This window comes from Spirosoma liriopis (assembly GCF_023196085.1).
GTDB classification, from domain to species: domain Bacteria; phylum Bacteroidota; class Bacteroidia; order Cytophagales; family Spirosomataceae; genus Spirosoma; species Spirosoma oryzicola.
In genome coordinates, this window is record NZ_JALPRF010000001.1 from 1,609,223 (window position 1) to 1,634,396 (window position 25,174).

Sequence of the window (25,174 nt, forward strand, 5' to 3'; positions counted from 1 at the left end):
TGTAAAGCGTCGGCGATAGGCTATCTGTTATTTTGTTTAACTTGACAGTTAGACGCAACAAGCAGTAAAAAGATTAACGACAGATTGAAAATATTTTACAATGCATTATGAATGAGCAACTAAATTTTTTATCAAACCGTATTGAGCCGCTTCGTCAGCAATTGACGAGCCATCCCTTGTACGCTTCGGTACAAACCATTGACGACTTGCGTGTATTCATGCAATCGCACGTGTGGGCTGTCTGGGATTTTATGTCGCTTCTCAAAGCGCTGCAACGTAAACTCACCAGCGTTGATGTTCCCTGGCTACCCGTTGGCAATCCCGAAACACGGTATTTAATCAACGAAATTGTGGTGGGTGAAGAAAGTGACGTTGATCCCGACGGTAACCGGGCAAGCCACTTTGAGCTTTACCTGAAAGCAATGAACGAAGCGGGAGCAGATACCCGTTCGATTGAATCGTTTATCGGCGAACTGACCGCAGGGCGCTCACTCGACGAATCACTGGAAACCATGACTGCACCAGCGGGCAGCCGTCAGTTTGTCAATTTCACGTTTGACCTCATCAAAAAAGGTAAACTTCACGAAATAGCTGCGGTCTTTACGTTTGGTCGTGAAGATCTTATTCCGGATATGTTTATCGCCCTGGTACGGCAACTACGCGATCAGTCTCCTACTCAGTTAGGTCTGTTCACGTACTATCTGGAACGTCACATTGAAGTCGATGGTGATCACCACTCACATCTGGCGAAAGCGATGACGGCTGAGCTTTGCGGAGCGGACACCCAAAAATGGGAGGATGCTACCTTAGCCGTTGAAGCCGCCTTACAAGCCCGACTCGCGCTGTGGGATAGCGTGTATAGTCTAATTTCTTTGCCAGAGCAAGCCTAAAAACGCCTTACAGCCCTAAACTGAGTTGGTTCAGATTTAGGGCTGCTTCATAACCTGTTGTTCGTTCTTCTTCCCGAAAACATTGTAGCAGGCTTACCGCTTTAGTAGTTTAGTGCTTCCGTTTGTAATCGTCCGCTTGGTGAAAGTGGACCAATTAAGAACGCTCTGCTACTCTTAACCTGCGATGAAATACGTAAAGCCAACTAAATTTAGCTACCTGCCTAAATTTCTAATGCCCTTGGATGTGCTCGGCATTTTCGAGCGGGACCCATTTGGCAATTCGCTTTTGGTTAGACGTATGCTAATCGGTATCGTGGGCTGGCTTACTTACGCTCGTTATACCGTCGTCAACCGAATTCAGATCGAGGGTACCGAAAATCTAGAAAACTTACCCATCAATAACGTCCTGTTTCTGTCAAATCACCAGACTTACTTTGCCGACGTTATCGCTTTCTTCCATATCTTCTGCGCCGTCAAATGGGGCTTTCAGAATACCATGCTTCCGCCGGTTTATTTGCTAGGCCCCCGCGCCCGACAGTATTACGTAGCGGCATCGGAGACGATGAAGAAAGGAATTGTTCCGCGTATTTTTTCGGCGGGTGGAGCCATTACCATCGAACGCTCCTGGCGCGCTGAAGGGCGGGAAGTCCAACGCGCGGTTGATACAACGGCCAACGATAAGATCGCGAAGGCTCTTGAGCACGGATGGGTTGTTAGTTTTCCGCAGGGAACAACGAGTTCATATGCACCCGTGCGCAAAGGAACCGGTCACCTGATCAAGAATATTGACCCGATTGTGGTGCCTGTTGTCATTAACGGTTTTCGACGCGCCTTCGATAAAAAAGGATTGCGGTTCAAAAAACGAAATACCCTGTTGACGGTAAAATTTAAAGAACCCCTGACTATCAGTCCCGAAGACAGCGTCGATGATATTGTTGCCAAAGTCCGGCACGCCATTGAGCAGGACGCGCCGGAATGGGTCAAGTGATTTTTACAGCAACCAGCGGAAGAACAGGTACAGCGTGAAAGACAGCAATACCGATACCGGTAATGTGAGTACCCAAGCCAAAGCAATATTCCGAATCGTACCCGCCTGTAAGTTTTTAACTCCTTTGCTGGCAACCATGCTACCCGCAATTCCGGAAGAAAGAACGTGGGTCGTACTCACGGGTAATTTCAGCGCAGAAGCCAATCCAATCATGCTGGCAGCTACCAATTCTGCTGATGCGCCTTGGGCGTATGTCAGGTGCTGCTTACCGATCTTTTCGCCAACCGTTACCACAATCCGGCGCCAGCCGATCATTGTACCAAGACCCAGCGAGAGAGCAACCATCAGAATAACCCAAAGCGGAGCGTAGTCCGTGAACCGGCGCAACCCACTTTCCTCGCCCAAGCTTTTGCGCATTAGAGCCAGTTGGTTCGTGCTCAGATTCGCCCCTTCGTCTTCCACAATTTTGTTCATGTTGCTGTTGATCAGCAATAGGTCACGACGAACACTCAGCCGCTCCTCCTTCGGAATTTTGTTTTCTGGCATCGGAGCGTTGATCATTGCTTTCAATTCGGCCAGTTCAGTACGCGTACGCGCTAGTCGATCCCGATTGACTGGCGCAAGTTGATTGGAGTCCAAAGCGGCAATCGTTTGTTCGATACCGGCAATGTTGGGTTGCAGCAAACGTGGATCTAGATCAGGTTGTACGGCAAAATGAAACGGTACAATACCAATCAGAATAAGCATGATCAGTCCAACACCTTTCTGTCCGTCGTTGCTACCGTGGAAGAAACTGACCAGCGAGCAGGTTGCAATCAGGACACCCCGAATCCAGGTCGGCGGCAGGCTATTCTTTTTTGGTTCTTTGAAAAGCTGGCCTTTTACTTCTTCGGATACGGATCGACGTATCACGAACATCAATACAATAGCCAGACTAAAGCCTAACAGTGGAGACAACAGCAGCGCTTCACCGGTTTCGATGGCTTTTTCCCAGTTCACGGCTGAACCGGCTTTGTTGTCAGGCATAGTCGAGAAGGCAAGCCCGACTCCCAAAATCGAACCGATGAGCGTGTGCGAACTGGAGCTTGGCAAACCAAAATACCAGGTTCCCAGATTCCAGATAATGGCGCTCAGTAACAAAGCGAGTACCATCGCGACACTGTGATAAACGTTCTGATCGACGAGTAATTCAACCGGGAGCAGGTTGACAATTCCCATGGCTACACCGATTCCACCGAGCAAAACGCCAGTGAAATTACAAATCCCCGACCACACAACGGCGGCTGTCGGTTTTAGTGAATTGGTGTAAATAACCGTGGCAACAGCGTTGGCTGTATCGTGGAAACCGTTAACGAACTCGAAAGCACAAGCAGCGAATAAGCTGATAAAGAGGAGGATAAAAACATCCGTTTCTAATCCAAACATGGGTGGGTGATCTTCGATGATTAGGCGTACAGCAAGTCCGTAAGCCGATGATTGCCACAAAAGTACGGTAAACTAACCAGAGCCATATTACCAAATTGTTAAGCAAATGTAATATGACATCAACGCTGGCCCTGTGTTTTGCCAGCGTTAGGCTGTTTGCTTTTTACCGGCCAGCTGCCCACAAGCGGCATCGATGTCTTTCCCACGGCTCCGGCGGACGTTCACGGTTACTCCCCTATCATCCAAAAAGCCAGCAAACTTATCCAGCGTCTGCGGGTCGGTATTCTTGAAATTAGCCGCAGCAATCGGATTATACTCGATGATATTAATTTTGGCAGGAACCCGCTTGGTGAACTTCCACAGCTCCTGCGCGTCCTGTACCGTGTCGTTGAAGTTATAAAACAGGATGTACTCGAACGTAATGCGCGTACCCGTCTTTTTGTAGAAATAGCTTAACGCATCACCCAGTGCCTGTAGCGTATTGCTTTCGTTGATTGGCATGATCTGATCGCGCTTTTGATCATTGGCCGCGTGAAGCGAAAGCGCCAGATTGAACTTTACAGCATCGTCGCCGAGCTGCCGGATCATCTTGGCGATACCTGCCGTTGACACCGTAATCCGCTTCGGCGACATGTTTAATCCATCCGGTGCGGTAATCCGGTCAACGGATTCAAGTACGTTTTTGTAATTCAACAGCGGTTCACCCATGCCCATGTAAACAATGTTCGAGAGGGGAACGTCGTAGTTTTCTTTTGCCTGCCGATCAATGGCAACGACCTGATCGTAGATTTCGGCGGCATCGAGGTTGCGCTTGCGGTCCATGTAGCCCGTCGCGCAAAATTTACACGTTAGTGAACAACCCACCTGGCTCGATACGCAGGCTGTCATGCGGTCGTTATCATCGTTCCGCAGAGCCGGGATTAGAACACCCTCAACCAGATTATCGTCAAACAGCCGGAACGATGATTTGATGGTTCCGTCACTACTGCGCTGCTGCTGATCGACCGTTAGAGAACGAATCTCAAAGTTGGTACTCAGCAGCTCCCGTGTCGACAGCGACAGGTTGGTCATCTGCTCAAACGACTGCGCCGACTTTTTCCAGAGCCATTCATAAACTTGCTTGGCCCTGAAACCCTGTTCGCCATGTTGCGTAAGCCAGTCTTTCAGTTGAGCGGCTGTAAGTTTGCGAATATCCTGTTTCATCTTTTGTTTATGCGTAAACGAGCGAATAAGGGATTAGCGACTTGTTATAGAATCCATTCACAAAATCGCTCAATTACCAACTCGCTATTTATTTTCGGCCCGCCATTTTTTTCCAGCTTCCAGTCCTTTAGGCACCCAAACAGCCGCTTTGTCCATCACTTTTGGCGCAATGGGTCGTATCAGCGGGTAAAGAAAGGCTCCTTCCACTTGGCGAGGGGGTATTTTGACACCCATATAGCTGAACAACCAAAGGATTACACTAATTCCAAAAATCCACGTAAAAAGACCAACGGCGGCTCCGGCAATACTATCGAACGTCCCTAAAATGGTGTACCGCAACGACCGACGCAGCGAAAAACCCATCTTATTGATCATGAACACCGTAGGAAAGAAAATAAACGAGAAGCCCATCCAGGGTAGCAGTCTGCGGGCTAGTTCGCGACTGATGTAAGGACTCAGCAGTTCGATACCGAAAGCCAAAAACTTGAATCCTACAATCATGGCCACTATAAACGCAATGACCGCAACGACCTCGATCAAAAGACCCTTGCGGTAACCATTATAAGCGCCCCAGGCCAGGGGGACAAACATAAGTAGATCGAGCGTATTCAACGAGCAGGTAAATAGGTGAGCGAACGAGCGAATGAATGGTCCAGCTTTTTCGCTCGTTCACTCATCCGCTCATTTTCGCTTAAGATAGTAGTTGCTTGACAGCCGCCGATATTGCTTTCCCGTCGGTCTGACCGGCGAGTTCTTTCGTGGCAACGCCCATCACTTTTCCCATATCGGAAGGTGCCGACGCGCCAACACGCGCGATAATAGCCTGTAATTTTTCTTTCAGTTCATCTTCCGAAAGCTGCTTGGGCAGATACTGTTCGATGATCGCAATTTCGGCTTCTTCCGTGGCCAGTAAGTCAGCCCGGTTCTGTTGCCGGTAGATGTCGGCAGAGTCTTTACGCTGCTTCACCGCCTTCGTTAAAATGCGTGTTTCGTCTTCGGTTTTAAGTTCTCCAGCAGCTCCCTCTTTCGTTTCTTCGAGCAAAATCATTGATTTGATTGCCCGCAATGCCCGGAGTTTATCTTGATCTTTGGCCAGCATTGCCTGTTTAATATCGGCGTCAATTTGTTGTTTCAGAGCCATACGTGTAAAGCGAAAAGGTGAATGAGTAAAAGAGCCATACGAATCGATGAACCTTCACTCTCCCGGCAAAGTTACAAAACCAGAAGGACCATTTACCGGTATGGTGACTGGTTCTTTCGTTCATTCACTTTTTCGCTCGTCAAAGAAATGACTCGTTTAAGCGTTAATATCAATAAAATTGCCACGATCCGGAATGCGCGTGGCGGCAACAACCCCAATCTTGTTCAGATCGCCATCGACTGCGAACGGTTTGGCGCACAAGGTATCACCGTTCACCCCCGCCCCGATGAACGGCATATTCGCTACCAGGATGTGCTGGACCTAAAAGAGGTGGTCACCACCGAGTTCAACATTGAAGGCAATCCCGACGAACGATTTATTGAGTTGGTAAAACGCGTAAGACCGGAACAGGTAACGCTCGTCCCGGATGCGCCCGATGCGATCACCTCCAATGCGGGCTGGGATACCATTCGTCACGCTGACCACTTGCGATATCTGGTCGATACGTTTAAAGAAGATGGTATACGGGTGTCTATTTTCGTCGATGCTAACGAACGTATGGTCGAAGGGGCGAAGGCCGTTGGTACTGACCGGATCGAATTGTACACCGAGCCTTACGCAACGCAGTACCCAACGGACCAGGAAGCAGCGGTCGCTTCTTTTGTGCGGGCGGCACAGAAAGCCCACGAACTAGGGCTGGAACTTAACGCCGGGCACGACTTAAGCCTCGAAAACCTGCGTTTTTTCAATGAACGAATTCCTTATCTGAAAGAAGTCTCCATCGGTCATGCACTCATCTCCGATGCGCTTTATTTTGGGCTGGAAAACACGATTCAAATGTATTTACGCTGTCTGGTTCAGGATTCGTAAAATTGTGATGATCCGCAGCATTGTCTGTCTACCTTTATAGTCAGCTTAACTAGCGTAACTACGGTTTGGTCAATGGTTCATCAGTTATCCGTCGAGGACTTTTTAGCGAAATCCCAAACATTACCCGTTATCGATGTTCGGTCGCCGGGCGAATACGATCACGCTCACATTCCGGGCGCGGTTAGCATTCCTTTGTTCGACAATGAGGAACGGGTGCAGGTCGGCACCAAGTACAAGCAGGCAGGTAAAGATGCCGCGGTTTTATTGGGTCTTGATCTGGTTGGCCCAAAACTTACAGGGTTCGTCAAGCAGTCGAAAAAGCTGAATGCGCAGGACAAAGAGGTTTTGGTGCACTGTTGGCGAGGTGGTATGCGCAGCGGCTCTTTTGCCTGGCTGCTCGATACTGCCGGTCTGACTGCATCGACGTTGGTAGGTGGTTATAAGGCTTACCGAAACGCCGTACTGTCGGCCTTTAGCCAACCCCGAAAACTGGTTATTTTGGGCGGTAAAACGGGTAGTGGTAAAACCAAAATCCTGAAGGAGCTGGCCCAACAGGGTGAGCAGGTTATTGACCTCGAAAAACTGGCTCACCATAAAGGTTCATCATACGGCGCTATTGGCCAACCTCGACAGCCAACAACCGAGCAGTTTGAAAACAGTTTGTTTTCCCAATGGCGACAGCTAGACCCCAATCGACGTATCTGGCTGGAAGACGAAAGCCGAAGTATCGGCTCCTGCTTTGTTCCGATGGCGCTGTGGCAACAGATGCGAGTAACTCCCGTTGCCTTTGTCGATGTGCCCAAAGCGGCTCGGATCAATCGGCTGGTATCCGAATACGCTGGTATCGATCATACGTTACTCGTTGAAGCAACCGAACGAATACGCAAGCGGCTTGGCGGCAAAATAACGAAAGATGCGCTGGACGCATTGGCAAAGCGCGACTATGCTACGGTTGCCGATTTAACGCTGGATTATTACGACAAAGCGTACCTACACGGACTGTCACAGCGCGATCCGGCAACCGTTCATCCGCTGATTAGTCAGGACGACAAGCCAGCCGAAACGGCGAAGAGACTCATCAGTTGGGCCGACTCATTATAAACGGTTACTTTTTTGACGAATTCATCCGCCGAATTACTTCCCGTTTGCTAAACGCCAGCCGCCAGACAGCAAACGGAACTTCTTGTTTACCGAAGCAGGCTTCGCAAATCGGACTGTCAGCCGGGAGCGCCATGTTGTAGACGAAAAGTGTATCGCTAATCTTCTGAATGTTCGAAATCGGCGCTAGTTTTTGTTTTGCGTTGTACTGGTACGCATCCAGGATCTCGCGCTCTTTCTGGCTGAACGCTTTATTTTGCACATCCTGAGGTCCCAGCAGACGGATATCTAGTGCGTATCGTTCGGCAATAGCCTTTGTCCGAGGTAAATTTTGTAGCTGACAAAGTTTTGTCCGTTCAGCTGGGTTTGTTGTCTTCTGGAGGTCGGTGATTAATTCGCGTTGTACGGTTGCGCTGATCTTCCCGCCCAGATCATCAATCGTTTCGATTAAATCGACGTCAGTAATGCGTTTGATTTTCGAATCGGCCATTTCCCGCTTCAGCTCGTTGGTATATTGAACCCGATCGGGTCCACAGGAAACTAAAAAGCTGATTGACAAGACAGAAAGTAATACTGAGCGTATCATAAACAGGAACTTAATGCGGTTGCGTTTCGTCATTTGTATAGAAAACGATCCTGCAAACAGCTTGGTTGCACATCACAAACATAAAGCCTAACTGCCAGGATTTTCGTAATTTTGTTTTCAGGCCGTTAGACATAGGTAAGTTGGATTGATTATCTACCCTTCCTCGACTTAAACGGTCCAACGTCCAATACTTAGTAGCTAACGTCTTTTCCAATATCTATGCTTGACCAGTTAGAAGCCATTAGCGAACGCTTCGACGAAGTAGCTCAGCAGATCGTGCAGCCCGAGGTCGTTTCGGACCAGAAACGCTTCATGAAAATGAGCAAAGAATATAAGGATCTCGACAAGATAGTTGTGCAATATCGAGCGTATAAGCAACTGCTGGAAGAGATTGATAATGCCAAACAGATTATTGCCACCGAAAAAGACGAAGATTTTCGGGAGTTGGCAAAAGCTGAGTTGGACGAGTTGCTGCCGCGTCGGGAAACGATGGAAGAAACGCTCAAAGAGATGTTAATTCCGAAAGATCCGAACGATAGTAAAAACGTCATTCTTGAAATTCGCGGGGGTACCGGGGGCGACGAAGCGGCCATTTTTGCGGGTGACCTGTTCCGTATGTACCAGCGTTTCTGCGAGAAAATGGGTTGGCGCATGTCGCTGGTCGATTTCACGGAAGGAACATCCGGCGGTTATAAAGAAATTGTGACAGAGGTAGAAGGCGAAGATGTATACGGCAAATTGAAATTCGAGTCGGGCGTTCACCGCGTACAGCGTGTGCCAGCCACCGAAACGCAGGGCCGGATTCATACATCAGCCGCCAGTGTGGCCGTGTTACCCGAAGCCGAAGAGGTAGACGTTGAGCTGAACATGAACGACATTCGCAAAGATACGTTCTGTTCATCGGGAGCCGGTGGTCAGTCGGTAAACACGACGTATTCGGCCGTTCGCCTGACGCACCTTCCTACGGGTCTGGTTGTCCAATGTCAGGATGAACGCTCGCAGTTAAAAAACTTCGATAAAGCGCTTACTGTATTGCGCTCACGGCTTTACGAAATTGAGTTGCAGAAGCACAACGAAGCCATTGCATCACAGCGTAAAACAATGGTCGGCAGCGGTGACCGTTCGGATAAAATTCGGACGTATAACTACCCACAGAGCCGCGTAACCGATCACCGCATTGGTCTGACGGTTTATAACCTACCGGCTGTAATGGACGGTGACATCGGCGATTTTATCGAACAACTTCGTATTGCCGAAAACGCCGAACGTCTGAAAGAGGGCGCTACAGCGTAAGGCCAAAGCCATAAACGTAAAAAGTCCGGTACCTTTGTGGCACCGGACTTTTTTTGTAGACACTCGTTGGTCTTATGCGTTGTTCGAGGTCAGCTTAGCGCCCAAGTACTCACGGTTCATCCGCGCGATGTGGTCCAGCGAAATCGATTTCGGGCATTCAACCGAGCAAGCGCCCGTAAACGAACAGGCTCCGAATCCTTCGGCATCCATCTGGGCAACCATGCGTTCAGCGCGCTCTTTGTGTTCGGCCTGGCCTTGTGGCAAGATAGCCAGTTGCGACACCTTAGCCGATACAAACAGCATAGCCGACGCATTTTTGCAAGCAGCTACGCAAGCTCCGCAAGCGATACAGGCAGCTGCGTCCATAGCCTCATCCGCTACAGTACGTGGAATAAGAATTTCGTTAGCATCCCGAGCCGAACCTGTATTGACCGACACGTAACCACCCGATTGAATAACCCGGTCGAAGGCAGAACGGTCAACCATCAAATCCTTAATGACGGGGAAAGCCCGCGCCCGCCAAGGCTCTACCACAATCGTGTCGCCATCGTTGAACGAACGCATGTGCAGCTGACAGGTTGTTGCCCCCGTTTGTGGTCCGTGCGCCCGACCATTGATGTACATCGAGCACGTACCGCAAATACCTTCGCGGCAATCGTGATCAAAGGTAACCGGATCTTCGCCCTTCCGGGTCAGCGAGTCGTTCAACACGTCGAACATCTCTAGAAATGACATATCCTCGGATATGTTATCCAGTTGATATTCGACCAGTTTACCTTCTGTATTGCTATTTTTCTGTCTCCAGACTTTTAGAGTAATTTTCATTGCTTGAGCGTTTTCAAGTCTCCGGTTCTTACCAGAGACTTATCACTGAAAACTTATTTGTAACTACGCTGTGTCAGTTTAACATTTTCAAACACAAGCTCTTCTTTATTAAGAATTTCGGGCTTGTCTTCACCCTGGTATTCCCAAGCAGCTGCGTATGTGTAGTTAGCATCATCACGGAGCGCTTCACCATCGGGGGTCTGGTATTCCTCACGGAAGTGTCCACCACAGGATTCATTCCGGTTTAAAGCGTCTTCGACCATCAGCGCGCCTAATTCAATGAAATCGGCTACGCGTGAAGCGGCTTCCAGCGCCTGGTTCATCTCCTGTGACTCACCCAGCACTTTCACATTTGACCAGAATTCTTTCTTAAGCGCTTTTATCTTCTCACGGGCAATTTGCAAGCCTTCGGCGGTACGCGCCATACCGCAATATTCCCACATGATGTGACCAAGCTCCTTGTGCAGATCATCGACCGGGCGCTCACCCTTGATCGACAGCAAAAGATTGATCTGATCGTGAATTTTTTGTTCTGCTTCCTTAAAGGCAGGCGAATCGACTGGTATTTTATCAGCCGGGCCGATAGTAGCCAGGTAATCACCAACCGTGTAAGGAATCACAAAGTAACCATCGGCAAGTCCCTGCATCAGCGCCGAAGCACCCAGGCGGTTTGCTCCGTGGTCAGAGAAATTGGCTTCTCCGAGAGCGTACAGACCAGGAATAGTCGTCATCAGGTTATAATCTACCCACAGACCGCCCATTGTATAGTGAACAGCAGGGTAAATCATCATCGGCGTTTCGTAAGGATTTTCACCGACGATTTTTTCGTACATCTCGAACAGGTTACCGTACTTGGCTTCAATCGTCTTCCGGCCGTCGCGTTTGATTGCTTCGGCGAAATCCAGGTAAACCGCCAGACCTGTTTTACTTACACCCCGACCTTCGTCACAAACGTATTTAGCATTACGAGAGGCCACGTCACGTGGAACAAGGTTACCGAATGACGGATAGCGACGTTCGAGGAAGTAATCACGTGCGTCTTCGGCTAGGTCATTCGCTTTAATTTCTCCCTTCTGAATCCGCTTAGCGTCTTCTTTTGTCTTCGGAGCCCACACACGGCCGTCGTTTCGTAGCGACTCCGACATCAGCGTTAGTTTCGACTGATAGTGGCCGGATACGGGAATACAGGTTGGGTGAATCTGCGTAAAACAAGGGTTCGCAAACAAAGCGCCTTTTTTGTGCGCCCGCCAAGCTGCGGTTGCGTTCGAACCCATTGCGTTTGTCGAGAGGTAGAATACGTTTCCGTACCCACCCGAGCAAATAAGTACCGCATGCGCCGAGTGAGACTCGATCTTACCCGTAATCAGGTTACGAGTAACGATTCCCCGCGCTTTCCCGCCTTCGACAACAAGATCAAGCATTTCGGTGCGTGGGAAAAGCTTTACTTTTCCGTTTGCTACCTGACGGCTCAACGCGGAGTAAGCACCCAGCAATAACTGCTGACCGGTTTGTCCACGAGCATAGAACGTACGCGATACCTGCGAACCACCGAATGACCGGTTTGCCAGCAGACCGCCGTACTCCCGTGCGAAAGGGACACCCTGTGCTACACACTGATCGATAATGTTAACGCTAACTTCGGCCAGACGATAGACGTTTCCCTCACGGGCCCGGTAGTCACCGCCTTTAACCGTATCATAAAACAACCGGAATACGCTGTCGCCATCGTTCTGGTAGTTTTTCGCGGCATTGATACCACCCTGCGCAGCAATGGAGTGCGCCCGGCGTGGGCTGTCCTGAAAGCAGAACGCTTTCACGTTATAACCTAACTCGGCCAGCGACGCAGCGGCAGAAGCTCCGGCTAATCCTGTACCGACTACAATAATTTCGTATTTCCGCTTGTTGGCTGGGTTAACCAGTTTCAAGCCAAATTTATGCCGGGCCCACTTCTCGGCTAAAGGCCCTTCAGGAATTTTAGACTCCAGTTTCATACCTTCTTAAAAAGTAAAAGGCAAAAGCGTGAAAGAATGAAAGAGTACACGTATCGCTCCTTCCTTCCTTCGCTCTTTCACTCATTATATAATTCCATGAACCTGTAAAAACACGTAAACGGGCATAGCAGCAAAGGCAGCAGGAATGACAATCGCAAAGAAATACTTACCCACGAACTCGATGAGTGGTGTATATTTCTTGTGCCGGATGCCCAGTGACTGAAAACCGCTTTGAAAACCATGCGCCAAGTGGAAGCCAATGGCAACCATACAAATCACGTACAGCAGTACATACCACCACTGACTAAACGCTTCTTTCACAACGGCGTACAGGTCTTTGTACTGCTTGCCATCATACTCAGCCATCGGTACCGAACCAAAGTGCATCTCGTACCAGAATGTCTTCATGTGAATAACAATGAATAGAAGCAAAATGGTCCCGAGGATGCCCATATTGCGTGACGACCAATCACTATTTGCTTCAGGCTTGCTGTACGCATATTTAACAGGTCGTGATTCCTGGTTATGACGCGTTAAGACCCACGCCATCAGCGCGTGTACCAGAATAGACGTGTAAAGCAGATACGAGACAGTAAGAATAAGCGGATTGTGGGTCATGAAGTACGTATACTCATTGAAAGCCCGTCCGTTATCCCCCTTGAAAAGCTGCAAATTACCAGCCATGTGAACAATTAGGAAGGTACTGAGAAAAAGCCCCGTCAACGACATGATCACTTTGCGACCGAGGGAGCTGGATAGTGTTTGTATTACCCAAGCCATATGGTAAATGACACGAAATTTTAGTGGTAAACTATTGAAAAAAAGCCGCTTCAAACGGCGCATCAAAGCTAAAGCACAAACCCGACGCAAACAACTTTACAGCTTATTTTCGATGAACTTCTGTCTAATATAGAGCCTGTAAAAATTAGACAAATCACCTGTTTTCATAACATAGTGCGTCAATTTTTTGTTTGCCCGTCTTTATGAAAAATCAGGCAAAGGATAACAATTTTTCATGCCCCCATTCTTTCATTAAAATCTTCTATCCACCACATTTGTCATCTAACCGTTTCAGGCAGTGACGAGCGAATTCTTGAATAAATGCAATTGGTCTTGTTATTTTGCCCATAATACGTGCACATCTGAACGTGCATCCACTAATTGACTTGCTAATGGCCAGTCTTTATTTTTTATGAAAGCATACGTATTTCCAGGCCAAGGTTCCCAGTTTCGGGGTATGGGTCTCGACATTTATCAGAACTCGGAAGCCGCTCGCCAACTTTTCGACCAGGCAAATCAAATACTGGGTTATGATTTGACCCGAATCATGTTCGAGGGAACGGACGAAGAGCTGAAACAAACTATTTACACTCAGCCAGCCGTACTGCTGCACGGTGTCGTACTGGCATTGACCAACGAGTCGTTTGCACCGGACATGGTAGCAGGTCACTCCCTTGGTGAACTTGCAGCGCTGACAGCAGCGGGTGTATTGTCCTTCGAGAACGGTTTGACGCTAGCGTCTATTCGTGCAACGGCCATGCAGCAAGCCTGTGAACTGGCACCATCGAGCATGGCGGCTGTGTTAGGCTTAGCGGATGAAGTAATCGAGCGGATATGCGCCGGTATAACAACCGAAATCGTCGTTCCTGCTAATTACAACTGTCCGGGCCAGGTTGTCATTTCAGGAAGTGTTGCTGGACTCGAGCAGGCAGCCGAACAACTCAAAGCAGCCGGGGCAAAACGTGTCGTGACGCTGGCGGTCAGTGGGGCCTTCCATTCTCCTTTCATGGAACCCGCCCGTGAGCAATTTGCTCAAGCGGTTGAGCGTATGCCATTCAATGAACCTCGCTGTCCGGTTTATCAGAACGTGAATGCGCAGCCGACCAACGATCCGACTGCAATTAAAGCGAACCTGATTGCTCAACTGACGGCACCTGTTCGCTGGACGCAGTCGGTAGAACGCATGGCGGCAGATGGAGCAACTGAGTTTATTGAGTGCGGTCCGGGCAAAGTTTTACAGGGTTTGGTCAAGAAAATTGTCCCAAGTGCCACGATTACGGCTGTATAGGAATTTTTTTTGCGCTGATTGTCAGCAAGAAACCAGAATAGCGAGACAAAAATCAGATTTTTTTAAGGCTAACACTTGTTTTTGACATTCTAAGCCTATTATCTTTGCACTCGCAATTGCCCGATCGTCTAAGGGTAGGACGACAGATTTTGGTTCTGTTTGTGGAGGTTCGAATCCTTCTCGGGCAACTTTAAAAGCCGCTTAACATTGATTAAGCGGCTTTTTTTGTATCCCTTTTCTCAGAGGCATCAACATTTGGTACTTTTATTCAGGATTTATTAATCGTTAGTTAATTTTTTTTCCTAATCAAAAATACCTACTATTGCCAAGCGATGGACGTAGTCGTATAATTCGCTATATACCTGAAATAAAACGAAATAGCCCGTTTAATATAAGATTACTGGATAAAATTCGTTTTGTAAACAGAGAACGACAACTGGTATAATTGGTATTTATAACCATAGTTTAACGTTACAAATTTTCCGTTCGTAAGTTCTCAATGTGACCGTACCTTTCTAATTACGTCCAATTGATATAAGATAATGAATTTTAATGCATTTTAGATACATGGAGAAGGACGACAAGGTCAGACGTAACCGCGCTAAAACAACTCAGCGCATTGTAGAAGCGCTGGAAGAAGTAATCGCAGAACGGGGCTTAGAAGGCGTAGGTGTTAACAGAGTAGCTGAAAAGGCTAACGTCAGTAAAGTACTGATCTACCGTTATTTCGGCGGTATGGAAGGACTTCTTGAGTACTACGTGAAAATGGGTAAACTATTTCCAGTATTCAATCCAGCTGTTCTTGATCAAATTCGTCCTTTACAAGATTCCGACGTAGCACGTATCTGGTATCGTCAGGTTATTCAGACCTACCGCTACTTCCGCACGTTTAAAGCAGCCCGTGAGATTCTGAAAGCAACTGTTATCGAAAACGATTCGATTGCAGAAACAACAGCAAAAGCACAGGACGAAGAGATGACTCGGCTTGTTGAGCAGCTTTCGTTTGTTAAAGGAGCTGATACGCAAGCGATTTCGGCGATCATTTTGGGCGCTATGACTTACCTTACGATCATGGCTCAGAACGACCGCACAATGATCAGTATTGATCTTCGGAGCGAAGAGGGTTGGAAGCGGATTGAAAATGCCGTTAAGACCATTTACATCTCTCTGAATAAAATGGCTATTCAGTCGAAAGAAGTTAACCTTGAATTGCAGTCGGCTCACCTGCCGATGGCTCAGTGGTAATTAAGGCTTACACATAAAACGGGTTGAACAGGCAAGGCTACGGCTGCTCTCTGTTCAACCTGTTTTGTTTTATTTCTGATCTACCTTGTTTCTTCCGTTACCATCTTTATTAAACTGGGCCTTTACGCAAATTAGGTGCTTGAGCTTATTTTGTTCTGGGTGAGCGGAGCAAAGGGAAATGGAAAGTTAGAAGCTATCCCTGATAACTACAATCCTTGTAAGACCAGTTAGCGAACAAAGAGTACGGACGGGAGGAGCAACTTATCGACCGCGCCCATGACCTGACCGACCGGTTCGACCAAGCCGGGGCCTGCCTATTCGAATCAAACTTCCTGAGTCGGTGCGTAGTAGACCATACCGAACGCATATTCCGTAAAATGTTTTGGACGCATCGGAAGTCTCATTGCTAAAGTCATAATAACCTGTTGTTAACCCAATGGCAAAGCGGGGTGCAATCTGAGCTATGATGTTGTATGTCAGTTCCAGCATCAGACTGCCCTGCTGATCGAAGACCCGTCCGGCACCAATGGTCATCTCGTTCGCAAAAACGCCGTAGTTCGCCACGTCCATTGTAACCCGGCCCTCCACAAAGAACGTTGAGTCAGGACGAAGCGCGTTTCTCCCAACCGCAATGCCCAGGTCGATAACGTTGAAGGATTTGCCAACCTCAATGCTTTGCGCGATGCGATCTTTAGGCTTCCCAGCACCCGTATAAATCAGGAATGGTGAAGCACGAACATACCAGGGGGCTGCCTTGAAGTTAAAAACAGAACGGGTCGTATCTTCGGGAGAACGGCTCAAGGCACGGTATGCATCCCGATTCTGGGCCGCTCTCGATTTAAGCGAATCGGTCGGGCTCTGTGCTAACAGGTTGGTTGATTGTATAAGTAGTGTGGTTAAAAAGAACGCTAGTAAACGTACCTGCATGACGACTGGATGATAGATGTCTATTTATAATAGTCTCTAAAAAGAAGAACCGCTGGATCAGCGGTTCTTCTTTTTAGGTTGTACTTACTATCGGCTAGCGACAGCCGTTTTTCTGGTCTGTATTTTCTGAATTACCCACTTACCAACTTTCTCTCCTTCCACTTGTCCATTCTCTAATGCCGAGCGGTAGTGAATTCCGCCGTACATACGACTAATTGAGGCTTCGTCAGCCGCGTTCCGGAATGAAGTAAACGAGCGTACCCCGTGACCGTATGGATGCTCCGTTGAGTCGGTGAAAGCAATATTATCACCAATCAGGTTGGTCAGTACAGTAGCCGCTGCGGTCGAAATAACACTGTGCCCGCTAGGATATTCGGGAAAAGGGGGTGTTTGTAAGAACGGCGTCCATTTGGGATCGATCGATTTATTGATAACCGTTTCGGGCCGAATGGTCTTCGTTCGGTATTTTTCGTCCCAGCAGGAAATAAAGCCATCGGACAGCGCAAACGAAGTTAATGCATACGCTTCAACGGTACGCATCATGTTCAGCTTCTTCTGCCGTGCTACCGTTTCTGCGATAGCGAGCCAATGCCCGCCGGGTGTCATTTTCTTACTGGCGTACATCACGTGGCCAGCTACGTTCATAACGAACGCATTATCATCCCAGAAGTAAGCAATGTCCTGCTCTTTCTTATTTAGTTTTTTGCCGACCTGATATACTTCGTCGAGTTCCTTTTCGTAGGGTGTGCCTTTCTTCAGACTGAAAGGAAAGGGTCGAGGAGGCATAAACTGATTACAGGTATCCATGGCCCAGCAGCGCAGTTTGTTCCATTGAGGCTCCGCAGCATCCATATAAGCGGGCGGTGTCGGTACCCAGGTTCCTTCTTCATTCGTCACGGTATGTTTGAAGCCGCGCGTCTGTTTGTAACTGTCTTTGGCCGCGTAATCCAGAATATGCTTAGCGACCGCTTCACCATACGCCATCGACCGCTCGTAAACCTCATCTGGTACACCATCTTTTTTGTACTGCTCGTAGAAAGGCTTCTCGAAGGTATCGTAAAATTCAACGGAGAAGGTTAGCGCCCGCGCAACCGTCAGAAACGCGTGGGTACTGGCCAATGGAAAGCAGTACTCCTGACCAGGCTGTGGCTTAGGGCTTGCCTGAAAACGCTTTAGTTTACCACCCAGTGATTCGTATTGGGGGTCAAAAGGAACGAGTGCTTCGTAACCAGCTAGATTGGCATAGGAATAGATCCGGCTCGCTACCGGTGGCGAAAAAATATCGTGAATGATAACCTCCGTTAGTTTATTCAGAGCCGAATTATAGTATTCCGGATTAGACGCTTTAGCATTATATTCAGCAGGAGATGCGGACTTTTGACAGCCAACTACGGCTACCCAACAGGCAGCCAGCAGGCAACTAAATCGAAGGGTAAATTTCATAGAATCAGTAACAAGTAAGACGGTACAAACTGGATTTCAACTAATCCATACGTACAAAATTAACGGAAAATACGGGACAAAACGGAGTATTTTCGACTACTTTATTTCAAAAGCAACGGCTTAAAGAGCTGTATACCTGCGCTGTTACGGGCAACGGCGATCACCATTCCTTTTGTCGTCCGAAGGGGACGAATATCCCGGATTTCCCCATTCAGCATAAAGCCAGTATCGACTGGTGATAAGGCCGTAAAATGCCCTTTCCCGTCATTTTGTAAGACTAAGCCATAGTTGGCGTCGTACCGCCCCTGATAGGTACTGACATTATAAAAATTGCCGCCACCCAACACATCCAGATCGCCGTCCTGGTCGATATCAATTGCCTGTAACGCAAAAAGCTTCGATACCTGCGCCATCATCGGAAGTTCATGCACGACAAATTTACCGTTTCTGTTTTCCAGATAAACCGACGCAAATTGGTTCGCAGTAAATTCCTCCGCTTCGTTCAGCTCCTGGCTGCTCAGCACGTTTTCCAGCGGCTTCCCGGCAAACGATACATAGTCGGTAAAGCGCTTGTTGATTATGCCTGGCATCTGTTTGCCCAGCTCGTCTTTGAAGGCAAGGGGATACCACTCCTTACCTCGGTTGTACGCGATGATCTGCTCCGTTGTCTGGTTATTGTCAACGTCTTTTACCCACATGCGCAACTGTGAGTCAGGTGTCTTCCGAAGCTTCGTGTTTGTTCCCAGATTGCCCGCTACAAGATCGATATCGCCGTCTCGGTCAAAGTCAGCGGCAATAATGCGCTGAAAAAAGCCATTTAATGGCGTTTCGCTTTCGGTGATCGTGCTGACCTCCGAAAGTTTGCCTTTATCATTGGCGAAAATCTTGATCGGCATCCAGTCACCGGCCAGAATCAAATCCTGATCTTTGTCGCCATCGTAATCGGCCCAGACAGCATCGGTAATCATTCCCGCCTTTCGAAGACCGCTAGCCAGTTTATCCGTCTGATCGGAGAAGTGTCCTTTTCCGTCATTGATCAGCAGGTAGCAGTTCGGCGACTTCCCGTAGTTGAAACCAACAACACGACCGCCAACAAATAAGTCCAGATCACCATCCTGATCGATATCAAAGGGGCGAACGCAGCTTTTGTTGTCGTACATAGGCGGAAGCGCACTGGTAGCCCGGCTAAAATTACCCTGACCGTCGTTTAGGTAAAGTCGATCAAACTGTTCGGGCATTTTATCGTAAAACTCGTTGCCACCCGATACGACATACAGGTCAAGATCTTTATCACCGTCCGCATCGAAGAACGTAGCGTCTACATCTTCATAGGTCGAATCGGCAACAAAGGCTCGTTGAACCGACGGCTTGAAACGTCCATCGGACTGCTGGATCAATAAGCTGCCAGCCTGCCACTTGGCCCCCCCGGCATACACGTCCTCCAATCCATCGCCGTTTACGTCACCAACAGCCAAATGCGGCCCTTCGGTCGATATCTCAAACGGCATCAGGGGTTCACGCACAAAATCGAAATACTCTCTGTTCTCCTTATGCTTGTACGGAATGGAATCATTCGTGGTCATATCGGCGAAGAGCGGGGAGATCGACGGAGCCGTATACCGGAAGTTTTTCCCATCCAGCTTTGCGTTGGTCTGCTGTAGTGTAATTGTTTGATTGGCCTTTACATTCCGCTGGATTTCCATCTGCTGGTTTGGCCAGATCACAATCAGTGAATCAACCGAATCATGTTGTCCAATACCAAACAGCAGTTCTGGCGCAACGGATGATTCAAACCCACGCGTCGGCATCAGCTGCTGAACAAGCGTCGTGTCCTTGTATTTGAGAATTACTTTCGCGCCTACTCCGAACGTATTTGGCGCGTCGCCTTTTAGCTTGACCGTCAGGTGTTTGTTATTCGGAAAGAGTTCGTTAGCATCGTTGCGATATAGTCCTGCCGGATCGTCAATGTTGTTGGTAATCAGATCCAGATCACCGTCGTTGTCCAGATCCGCGTAAGCGGCCCCATTCGAAAAATTGGGTGTCTCGAACCCCCAGGCAATGGACTTGTCTTCAAACCGCAGACTTGGCGTTCCCCGGTACAGATAGTTATGTACCTTTCCTTCGGGCATAAGTTTCGTAGCCCGTTCATCGAGCGAGCGCGACGTTTCCATCGCATAGCGCAATGAGTCATCGGCGGCAAACTTCACGTAGTCCAGGTTGTTCGGGCGGTGAACGATGCCGTTGGCAACGAACAAGTCTTTTATTCCGTCGTTGTCGTAGTCGGCCAGTAGTGGTGACCAGCTCCAGTCGGTAGCCGCCACACCCGTCATAGCCCCAACATCCATAAACTTCTTTCCTGACAGATTCAGTTGAAGGCAGTTCCGGCTATACTGGTTCATGTAACCGTGAGCCAGCTTATAAAAATAAATGTCCAGCGGATCTTCACCAAGCGATGATTTTTCGACGGTTTCATCTTCCGGGTACATGTCAAGCGTCATGACATCGGCAAAGCCATCGTTGTTTACATCAGCAATGTCGTTACCCATCGAGAATCGGCTGGTATGCTGAAACGCTTTTCGAACACTTTCCGTAAACGTACCATTCTGATTATTGACGTAGTAGTAGTCGTCCTCGTGGAAGTCGTTCGAAATGTACAGATCTTCCCATCCGTCGTTGTTCAGGTCAGCGACGGATATACCTAAGCCATAGCCCATAGCTGCCCCGTAAATTCCGGCTTTTTCGCTTACGTTAACGAAACGGGCCGTTTTGCCAGCTGGTGCTTTCCCCACTTTGGTTACTAACTGATTTTCGTACAGATAGTCGCCCGACTCGTTATGCCGCAGATTACGAGCCGTTACACGATCATAGCTACGAGACGTGTGCACGGCATGATTCAACAGGTAGCAATCGAGGTCACCATCGTGGTCATAATCGAAGAAGGCAGCCTGCGTTGAAAAGCCCGTAAAATCGAGTCCGTAGTCAGCCGCTTTTTCGGTGAATGTACCATCTCCGTTGTTGATGTACAACTCGTTGGACCCTTCAAGACCTCGGAAGTTACCGACGGCGCAGACGTAAATATCGAGGAATCCGTCACCATTTACATCCGCCATCGTTGAGCCGGTCTGCCAATCCGAAAACCCCTCAACACCCGCTTTGGCGGTTATATCCTCAAATTTGAAGTTTCCTTTATTAAGGTATAACTTGTTTTTTCCCTGGTTCGAGACAAAGTACAGATCGGTCAATCCGTCATTGTTGATATCACCCGCTGATACCCCGCCCCCGTTGTAGAAGTACAGGTAATCGAGAATATTTAGCTTTTCGGAAGGCACCAGACGATTTGCAAATGAGACACCCGTCTGGGTGGAATCAAGAGACTGAAAAAGCGGCTTTTCTGACTTGAATGAATTACAGCCTGCCAGCAGTGTACTGGCAGCCAGCATCAATAAACCAATTCGTTTCATTATAGGCGAGTCGTTGACACCTTGCTGCTTACCGCCTGGTGTCAACTTTTTTTAGCGTGCCATAGCGGTTCTGGAACCGTTGGCAGTGGGTGTTTTAAGCGTAAATAATTGCGCGCGGTCGTTGTTCTTCGCCAGAATCAGTTGTCCCTGCGCCAGGCGTTTCATCCGTCGGACCTGACCACGTACAAAGAAACCCGATACGGCGGGATTAATTGACGTGTATTTTACAGAATGCTGTTTGGCTTTTCCTTCGTTTCGTAAGATAACTCCATAACTAGCGTCGTAACGGCCAATTTCGGGCAGCACATCGAAGAAATTACCCGCCAATGCCAAGTCGGTTCGACCGTCGCCGTCGTAATCGAGGAATGTCGCATTGCACATGGGCGAAAACTGGGCTTCGGCCGGTAGCGTTTGCAGGGTAAGCTTACCTTTTCCATCATTCACCAGCAGTACGGACCTGCTTATAAACGATTGCTTGACGACAGCCTGCTTTAGCTGATCTTCATCCAGTATGTCCGTGATTTTTTTACCAGCATAATCATTGTACTTCACGTATTTCTTTTTGATGCTAGGCATCTCTTTCTGCAAATCATGTTTCAGTACCATCGGGTACAATTCACCCGTTTCGTCGGCGCAGTTGATAATCTGCTCCATGGTGCCGTTGTGATCAAAATCTCCCGCGTAGAGTTCAGCGGGTACCGTCTGACTTACCCGAATGCGCGAATTAAGGCCTAAGTTACCGACAACCAGATCCAGATCGCCATCCCCATCCGCGTCGCCTGCCGTTACGCAGTTCCACCAGCCGTTGGTTTTTAAGGCTTCTCCATTGATCCCGGCGATCGTCATCACCGGCGATTGACTTAGCTTACCGCGCTTGTTTTCGAACACGCGTATGGGTTCCCAATCGCCGACAACCAGCAGTTCCGGATACTGATCGCCGTTGAGGTCGGCCCAGGTAGCAGCCGTAACCATACCCAATTGATCCACTTCGGGCAGGAATCGTTTGGTATAGTTTTTAAAATTTCCGATGCCATCATTGGTGAGCAAATAGCTGGCGGGATTGACGCCATACTGACCCGGAATCATTCGAGCGCCAATAAACAGATCAATATCACCGTCCTGATCGTAGTCGGCAGCGGCTACGCACGAACCACTCGCTTTTAAATTAGGCAGGTTCGTTTCTGAACGGGTGAAACCCCCTTTCCCATCGTTCAGGTACAAACGGTCCAGCAGTTCATCGGCATCAGCGCCAAATTCGTTACTCCCTGATACCACATACAGGTCGAGATCCTTATCGCCGTCAGCATCGAAAAGTACGGCGTCTACGGCTTCGTACGTTGTGTCCTGCCTGATTGCCGTTGGCGTTTTATCCATAAACGTACCCCCTGCCTGCTGCACGAACAGCTGATGTGGTTGGCCGCTTGCTCCACCAAAAAATACATCGTCTAAACCGTCTCCATTCACGTCGCCGGTAGCCATTGCCGGGCCCTGCGTAGAAAATTGCTGCTTCAACAACGCATCGCGATTGTAATCAACAAAAGGACTTTCCTTGTGGGTGAACGCTAGTCCCGTAGCGAGCGTATTATCCTGAAAAACGGGCTTCTGAATGCTACTGGAAGGCTTCCAGATCTGGTTAGCATCCTGCTGACGAACGGTCAATAGCTGATTCGCTTTGGGATGCTGTATGGTCTGCATTTTATCATCGGGCCATACCACCACAACCGAATCAATCTGCGGTTGATTACCCAGGCCAAACACCATGTTTAGATCGACGGACGACTGGAATCCACGATTCGGCATCTGCTGTAACAACTGCATCCGCGAACCCGTCGAATCCCCCGACTGATAAATCATCACTTTGGTTCCAATAGCGTCCTGGTTTAGGCCCTGCCCTTTCAGTTTTACTTTTAGATAATTCGTGCTGCGCTTTTCCGTCGATTGATTTTTATAAACGGCGACGGGCGAATTGACATTATTTACGATCAAATCTAGGTCGCCGTCATTGTCTAAGTCTCCATAGGCGGCCCCGTTCGAAAAATCGGGTTCCGAAAGTCCCCAATCTAGCGCCTTGTTCGTAAACTGTAAGTTTCCGTCGTTGTGAAAGGCGTAGTTCGGAACAGCTTCCGAGGGCGCTTTATCCATGAAGTCTTTGAAATTAACTCCTCCCTGCCGGGCAATCTGAGCCATGTTTTCGCTATCGCCCAAAAAGTTGATGAAGTCCTGATTCGTTACATCTTTCGCGATTCCATTCGCGACAAAAATATCTTTAAGACCATCGTTGTCCATGTCGAATATCAACGCGCCCCAACTCCAGTCCGTCGCATCAACACCCGAAAAACGCGCCACATCACTGAAAACAGGTAGTCCGTTGTTATCCGGCTGATTGCCGTTGTTCAGATGCAGCATGTTCTGCATAAACTGGTAATGGAAATCGCGCCCGAGTTTAAGCTGTTCCAGATCGTGGCTTTCGAACGTCGACGTTTTTTTCAGGCGCTGGTCATTACCGGGCAGCATATCGGTCACAAAGATGTCGAGCTTCCCGTCATTATTGACGTCGGCCACATCCGCTCCCATTGATGACAGGCTGATGTGCGGCATCGCGTCTTTTATCGACTCTCGAAACGTACCGTCGTGGTTGTTAATGTACAGATAATCCCGCTCGTAAAAATCGTTGGAGATGTATACATCCGGCCAGTTGTCTTCATTTACATCACCAATGGTAATGCCTAGTCCGAAACCAATCAGGCTTCCATAAATTCCTGCCTGCTCCGATACATCAGTAAAGGTGGTCGAAGTGGTTGCTTTTCCCTTGCTCCGCTCTATCGTCCAGTTACGGAATAGCTTGTGCCCGCCCAACGAGTCCCGCTGATCCCGTATGTTGGCATACGATAATCGTTCGACAGGAAGAAAACTGTTGTTGAGCAGATACATATCCAGATCACCGTCGCGGTCGTAATCGAAGAAAGCCGCGTGTGTCGAGTAGCCTTTATCGTTCAGACCATATTCGGCGGCTCGTTCCGTGAAGGTTGGGACACCATTCGCATCGTTGCCGTTGTTGATAAACAGTTCGTTTGCCCGATCATCACCTGGCTGGTTACCGGCATTACACACGTATAGATCCAGCCGTCCGTCGCCGTTAACATCCACAAACGTAGCGCCAGTGCTCCAGGCCCGCTTGCCAGCCACCCCTGCCTTTGCCGTGATATCGTCAAACTGGAAAGACTCCTGCCCCTTCGCCGTTTTATTCAGGTATAACTGGTTATCGCCCATGTTCGCGATTAGAAACACATCGGACAGACCGTCATTGTTAACATCGCCAATAGCGACTCCGCCACCGTGATAGAAGTTACGGTAGTTGAAAACATTAAGCTCTTTGGAGTCGGTTACTGTATTGGTAAAATTAATGTGCGTTTCGTCAGGCGACAACTTACGAAACAAAGCATCAGCGGACTGCTGTTGCCCTAACTGACAACCAGCTAACAAGCTTGCCATCAGAATAATCAAACTAATGCGCATTAGTACAGCTAGATGAGAAATAAACCGTATTGAAGCGAAGGCCAAAGAAAGCATTCAGAAAATGCTGATCGTTAAGGGGCCACAAATATAACGAATCGTCAAGGTTAATTAGTCCTTTCCCGCTAATTAATTAGCTTTTAATCAGCTGATAAAACAAAAAAAGCAGACTCCGTAGAGCCTGCTTTTCTATCCGTTAATCCTAAG

At 48.5% G+C, this 25,174-nt stretch carries 19 protein-coding genes and 1 tRNA gene; 8 read left to right on the top strand and 12 right to left on the bottom strand.

Translation table 11 applies throughout. The features are described from left to right. The first annotated feature begins 107 nt into the window (after positions 1 to 107). Positions 108 to 890: a DUF3050 domain-containing protein gene (locus M0L20_RS06730; protein ID WP_248476229.1), complete on the top strand. Its 783-nt coding sequence runs from the start codon at positions 108 to 110 to the stop codon at positions 888 to 890. 184 nt (positions 891 to 1,074) lie between these two features. Then, positions 1,075 to 1,878: a lysophospholipid acyltransferase family protein gene (locus tag M0L20_RS06735; RefSeq protein ID WP_248476230.1), complete on the top strand. Its 804-nt coding sequence runs from the start codon at positions 1,075 to 1,077 to the stop codon at positions 1,876 to 1,878. 3 nt (positions 1,879 to 1,881) lie between these two features. On the opposite strand, the gene M0L20_RS06740 is transcribed toward M0L20_RS06735, so the two are convergent. From M0L20_RS06740 to M0L20_RS06755, 4 genes are all read right to left on the bottom strand, one after another. Continuing rightward, a complete protein-coding gene (locus M0L20_RS06740; protein WP_232560092.1) occupies positions 1,882 to 3,303 on the bottom strand; it encodes an inorganic phosphate transporter in 1,422 nt (473 codons plus the stop codon). A gap of 147 nt (positions 3,304 to 3,450) precedes the next feature. Continuing rightward, positions 3,451 to 4,506 carry a dual-specificity RNA methyltransferase RlmN gene (gene rlmN / locus M0L20_RS06745; protein WP_232560093.1) on the bottom strand — a complete coding sequence of 352 codons (1,056 nt, stop codon included), beginning with the start codon at positions 4,504 to 4,506 and terminating at the stop codon, positions 3,451 to 3,453. Positions 4,507 to 4,590: 84 nt separating this feature from the next. After that, positions 4,591 to 5,097 (bottom strand): CvpA family protein, encoded by a 507-nt coding sequence (locus tag M0L20_RS06750; RefSeq protein ID WP_248476231.1) that lies wholly within the window; start codon positions 5,095 to 5,097, stop codon positions 4,591 to 4,593. Between the two features lie 100 nt (positions 5,098 to 5,197). Next, entirely contained in the window at positions 5,198 to 5,647 is a 450-nt protein-coding gene (locus tag M0L20_RS06755) for a GatB/YqeY domain-containing protein (protein WP_232560095.1), read from the bottom strand. A 147-nt stretch (positions 5,648 to 5,794) separates the two neighbouring features. On the opposite strand from M0L20_RS06755, the gene M0L20_RS06760 reads away from it, so the two are divergent. After that, positions 5,795 to 6,517: a pyridoxine 5'-phosphate synthase gene (locus tag M0L20_RS06760; RefSeq protein WP_248476623.1), complete on the top strand. Its 723-nt coding sequence runs from the start codon at positions 5,795 to 5,797 to the stop codon at positions 6,515 to 6,517. A gap of 72 nt (positions 6,518 to 6,589) precedes the next feature. Next, positions 6,590 to 7,618: a tRNA 2-selenouridine(34) synthase MnmH gene (gene mnmH, locus M0L20_RS06765; protein WP_248476232.1), complete on the top strand. Its 1,029-nt coding sequence runs from the start codon at positions 6,590 to 6,592 to the stop codon at positions 7,616 to 7,618. Between the two features lie 4 nt (positions 7,619 to 7,622). Here mnmH and M0L20_RS06770 read toward each other — a convergent pair whose 3' ends face one another. Further along, a complete protein-coding gene (locus M0L20_RS06770; protein WP_232560097.1) occupies positions 7,623 to 8,201 on the bottom strand; it encodes a hypothetical protein in 579 nt (192 codons plus the stop codon). Between the two features lie 219 nt (positions 8,202 to 8,420). Here M0L20_RS06770 and prfA point away from each other — a divergent pair, with 219 nt between their 5' ends. Beyond that, a complete protein-coding gene (gene prfA / locus M0L20_RS06775) occupies positions 8,421 to 9,494 on the top strand; it encodes a peptide chain release factor 1 (protein WP_232560098.1) in 1,074 nt (357 codons plus the stop codon). 72 nt (positions 9,495 to 9,566) lie between these two features. Here the strand turns inward: prfA and M0L20_RS06780 are convergent, their stop codons facing one another. From M0L20_RS06780 to M0L20_RS06790, 3 genes are all read right to left on the bottom strand, one after another. Beyond that, complete coding sequence (locus M0L20_RS06780) at positions 9,567 to 10,319, bottom strand: succinate dehydrogenase/fumarate reductase iron-sulfur subunit (RefSeq protein WP_248476233.1); 753 nt, start codon at positions 10,317 to 10,319, stop codon at positions 9,567 to 9,569. A 53-nt stretch (positions 10,320 to 10,372) separates the two neighbouring features. After that, positions 10,373 to 12,310, bottom strand: a complete 1,938-nt coding sequence (locus tag M0L20_RS06785) for a fumarate reductase/succinate dehydrogenase flavoprotein subunit (protein WP_232560100.1) — start codon at positions 12,308 to 12,310, stop codon at positions 10,373 to 10,375. Positions 12,311 to 12,394: 84 nt separating this feature from the next. Further along, positions 12,395 to 13,090 (bottom strand): succinate dehydrogenase cytochrome b subunit, encoded by a 696-nt coding sequence (locus M0L20_RS06790; RefSeq protein WP_232560101.1) that lies wholly within the window; start codon positions 13,088 to 13,090, stop codon positions 12,395 to 12,397. A 412-nt stretch (positions 13,091 to 13,502) separates the two neighbouring features. Between M0L20_RS06790 and fabD the strand changes: the two genes are divergently transcribed. The 3 genes from fabD to M0L20_RS06805 all read left to right on the top strand — a co-directional run bounded on the left by fabD (position 13,503) and on the right by M0L20_RS06805 (position 15,623). Further along, positions 13,503 to 14,378 carry an ACP S-malonyltransferase gene (gene fabD / locus M0L20_RS06795; RefSeq protein ID WP_232560102.1) on the top strand — a complete coding sequence of 292 codons (876 nt, stop codon included), beginning with the start codon at positions 13,503 to 13,505 and terminating at the stop codon, positions 14,376 to 14,378. 117 nt (positions 14,379 to 14,495) lie between these two features. Further along, positions 14,496 to 14,566 (top strand) — tRNA-Gln (locus M0L20_RS06800). 379 nt (positions 14,567 to 14,945) lie between these two features. After that, on the top strand, positions 14,946 to 15,623 hold the full coding sequence (locus tag M0L20_RS06805; RefSeq protein WP_232560103.1) for a TetR/AcrR family transcriptional regulator: 678 nt from the start codon (positions 14,946 to 14,948) through the stop codon (positions 15,621 to 15,623). Between the two features lie 261 nt (positions 15,624 to 15,884). Here the strand turns inward: M0L20_RS06805 and M0L20_RS06810 are convergent, their stop codons facing one another. The 4 genes from M0L20_RS06810 to M0L20_RS06825 form a co-directional block, all read right to left on the bottom strand. Then, a complete protein-coding gene (locus M0L20_RS06810) occupies positions 15,885 to 16,550 on the bottom strand; it encodes a hypothetical protein (protein WP_248476234.1) in 666 nt (221 codons plus the stop codon). An 87-nt stretch (positions 16,551 to 16,637) separates the two neighbouring features. Continuing rightward, entirely contained in the window at positions 16,638 to 17,993 is a 1,356-nt protein-coding gene (locus tag M0L20_RS06815) for a vanadium-dependent haloperoxidase (protein ID WP_232560105.1), read from the bottom strand. 101 nt (positions 17,994 to 18,094) lie between these two features. Then, the gene (locus M0L20_RS06820) at positions 18,095 to 21,454 is read right to left on the bottom strand and encodes a VCBS repeat-containing protein (protein WP_248476235.1); all 3,360 of its coding nucleotides are present in this window, start codon (positions 21,452 to 21,454) and stop codon (positions 18,095 to 18,097) included. A gap of 51 nt (positions 21,455 to 21,505) precedes the next feature. After that, positions 21,506 to 24,970 (bottom strand): VCBS repeat-containing protein, encoded by a 3,465-nt coding sequence (locus M0L20_RS06825; protein ID WP_248476236.1) that lies wholly within the window; start codon positions 24,968 to 24,970, stop codon positions 21,506 to 21,508. Positions 24,971 to 25,174: the final 204 nt, after the last annotated feature.